Annotated in this window: 2 protein-coding genes; both read left to right on the top strand. The window is 61.6% G+C overall.

Annotated elements, in window-relative coordinates:
* Positions 1-2757 (top strand): MMPL/RND family transporter (locus ACLP9N_RS36495; RefSeq protein ID WP_442411957.1); only part of this gene is annotated, 2757 nt, incomplete at its 5' end.
* Between the two features lie 61 nt (positions 2758-2818).
* The coding region (locus ACLP9N_RS36490; protein ID WP_442411956.1) for a cytochrome c biogenesis CcdA family protein at positions 2819-3444 on the top strand (626 nt) is incomplete at its 3' end.

The following is a 3444-nucleotide window of genomic DNA, read 5'->3' as shown; positions in this document are numbered from 1 at the left end:
TTCGTCCCATCGCTGGAAGTGGTCGGCCAAGAGCGGTCGGTATCCCTGAGCCCTAACGACGCGCCATCGATGGTGGCGATGAAACACATCGGCCACGCGTTCACCGAAGGAGAAACCGACAGTGTGGCGATGATCGTCATCGAGGGTGACAAGCCCCTGGGGGACGACGCGCACAGGTTCTACGACGCCATGATCAGCAAGTTGCGCGAAGACAAGACGCACGTGCTGAGCATCCAGGACTTCTGGGGGGATCCACTCACGGCGGCGGGCGCACAAAGCAACGACGGCAAGGCCGTAACCGTCCAGGTGAATCTCGCCGGTAACCAAGGCGAGCCGCTAGCCAGCGAATCCGTCGACGCGGTCCGCAAAATCGTGGACAGTACGCCGGCGCCCCCCGGGGTCAAGGCCTACGTCACCGGGGCGTCGGCGCTGGCTTCCGATCTGCACCACAGCGGTGACAAATCCATGATCAAAATCACCGCGACAACGGTCACGGTCATTTTGATCATGCTGCTGTTCGTCTACCGCTCGGTGATAACCGTGATTTTGCTGCTGGTCACGGTTGGTTTCGAATTGGTCCTTGCGCGCGGAGCCGTTGCGGTGGTCGGGCACACCGGGATCATCGGACTTTCCACCTTCGCGGTCAGCCTGCTCACGTCACTGGCGATCGCCGCCGGTACGGACTACGGGATCTTCATCATCGGTCGCTACCAGGAAGCCCGCCACGCCGGTGAGGACAGGGAAACCGCCTTCTACACCATGTACCGCGGGACGGCCCACGTCATCCTGGGCTCTGGATTGACGATCGCCGGTGCAACGTTTTGCCTGAGTTTCGCCCGAATGCCCTATTTCAAAACCCTGGGCATCCCATGCGCCGTGGGCATGCTGACCGCGGTCGTGGTCGCCCTCACTTTGGGGCCGGCGGTGCTGACCGTGGGCAGCCGATTCGGTCTGTTCGACCCCAAGCGGAAATGGAGCGTTCGGGGCTGGCGACGCGTCGGTACCGCGGTGGTTCGCTGGCCGTTGCCCATCCTCGCCGTCAGCTCCGCTGTGGCCCTCGTCGGCCTGCTCACCCTGCCCGGATACAAGCCCAGCTACGACGACCGGTCGTATCTGCCCAGTTTCATCCCCGCCAATAAAGGCTTCGCGGTCGCGGATCGCCACTTTTCCCAGGCCCGAATGAAGCCAGGGATTCTGATGATCGAGTCGAACCACGATATGCGCAATCCGACGGACTTCCTGATCTTGGACCGGCTGGCCAAGGGCATCTTCCGGGTTCCGGGGATCTCTCGCGTGCAGGCGATCACCCGGCCCGAGGGAACGACGATGGACCACACGTCGATACCGTTCCAGATGAGCATGCAAAACGCCGGTCAGATGCAGACCATGAAATACCAGCGCGACCGGATGAACGACATGGTCAAGCAGGCCGACGAGATCACCAAGACGATCGCCACCATGCAGCGGATGTACGGCTTGATGCAGCAGCTCGACGCCACCACCCATCGCATGGTCGGCGACACCGTGGAAATGCAACAAATCACCAGCGAGCTACGCGATGACATCGCGAACTTCGAAGATTTCTGGCGCCCCATCCGCAGCTACTTCTATTGGGAAAGACACTGTTTCGATATTCCGATCTGCTTTTCGCTTCGGTCGATATTCGACACGATCGACGGTGTCGATAAGATCGACGACAAACTGAACACTCTCGTCGGTGACATCAAACAGCTCGACACGCTGATGCCGCAGATGATCGCCCAGTTCCCGCCGATGATCGACACCATGGTGAACATGCGGACCATGATGCTGACCATGCACAGCACCATGTCGGGCATCTTCGATCAGATGGATCAGATGAGCGACAACGCTACGGCCATGGGCCACGCTTTCGACGGCTCCAAAAACGACGATTCGTTCTACCTGCCGCCAGAGGTCTTCAAAAATGCGGACTTCAAACGCGCCATGAAGAGCTTCCTGTCGCCGGACGGGCACGCGGCGCGCTTCATCATCTTGCATCGGGGGGATCCCGCATCGGCCGAGGGGATCGCGAGCATCAACGCGATACGCACCGCGGCCGAGGAGTCGACCAAGGGAACTCCATTGGAGGACGCAAAATTTTATCTGGCCGGGACGGGGGCCGTCTTCAAGGACATCTCCGAGGGCGCCGGATGGGATCTGGTGATCGCGGGAATTTCCTCGCTGTGCCTAATTTTCATCATCATGCTGATCCTCACTCGGGCGCTGGTCGCCGCCGCGGTCATCGTGGGCACGGTAGCTGTTTCGTTGGGTGCCTCCTTTGGGCTCTCGGTGCTGTTCTGGCAGCACATTCTCGATATTCCGTTGCACTGGATGGTCATTGCGATGTCGGTCATCGTTCTGCTGGCCGTTGGATCTGACTACAACCTGCTGCTGGTCTCCCGGTTCAAACAGGAAATTCATGCCGGGCTCAATACCGGCATCATCCGATCCATGGGCGGCACCGGCAAGGTCGTGACCAACGCGGGCCTGGTGTTCGCGTTCACCATGGCGGCCATGGTCGTCAGCGATGTTCGGATGATCGGACAGGTGGGCACCACCATCGGCCTGGGTCTGCTGTTCGACACGTTGATCGTGCGCGCGTTCATGACGCCGTCCATCGCCGCGATCCTGGGGCGCTGGTTCTGGTGGCCGATCAGGGTGCGCTCCAGGCCACCGAGGCCCCTGGCTGCGCCGGTCGAACCCCGTCCGGACCAATCCCTGGCTTACAGCGACTAGCCGTCCCGTCGGTGGCGCCCGACATAGCCGTCCATAACCCCGCTCACTCCGAATTACTGCCATGCTAACCATCGCGCTGATCGGGTTTCTCGGTGGCCTGATCACCGGCATCTCGCCGTGCATCTTGCCGGTGCTTCCGGTGGTGTTCGTGTCCGGCTTGAACAGCAGCCGGGTCAGCACCTCCGGTGCGCGGCCGTACCTGGTGATCGCGGGATTGGTCTGCAGCTTCAGCGTGGTCACCCTGGCTGGCTCCGCGCTGTTGTCGGCGCTGCATCTGCCCCAGGATGCGATCCGGTGGGCCGCGTTGGTGACGTTGACCGTGATCGGACTCGGACTGATCTTCCCGACGGTGATGCACCTGCTGGAACGTCCGTTCGCGCGCATCCCACTGCGTGTCAAAGAAGATCAAACAGAAGGTGGCAGAAGCGGTTTCGGATTTGGTCTGACATTGGGCGCGCTTTATGTGCCGTGCGCCGGGCCGGTGCTGGCCGCGATCGTCGTCGCCGGCGGCACCGGCTCCATCGGCCTGCCGACCCTCGTCCTGACCGCGACATTCGCCATCGGCACCGCGTTGCCGCTGCTGGCTTTCGCGCTGGCCGGCCGCGGCATAGGGTCTTTACTAGCCGAACGTGTCTCCGCATTCCGACGTCGGCAGCGCGCCATACAGATCGCCGGTGGAATCACGAT

This window comes from Mycobacterium sp. (assembly GCF_052144515.1).
In the GTDB taxonomy this organism is placed as follows: Bacteria; Actinomycetota; Actinomycetes; order Mycobacteriales; family Mycobacteriaceae; genus Mycobacterium.
The sequence above is the reverse complement of the archived record's forward strand: the minus strand, read 5'-3'. Positions and strand labels throughout refer to the sequence as shown.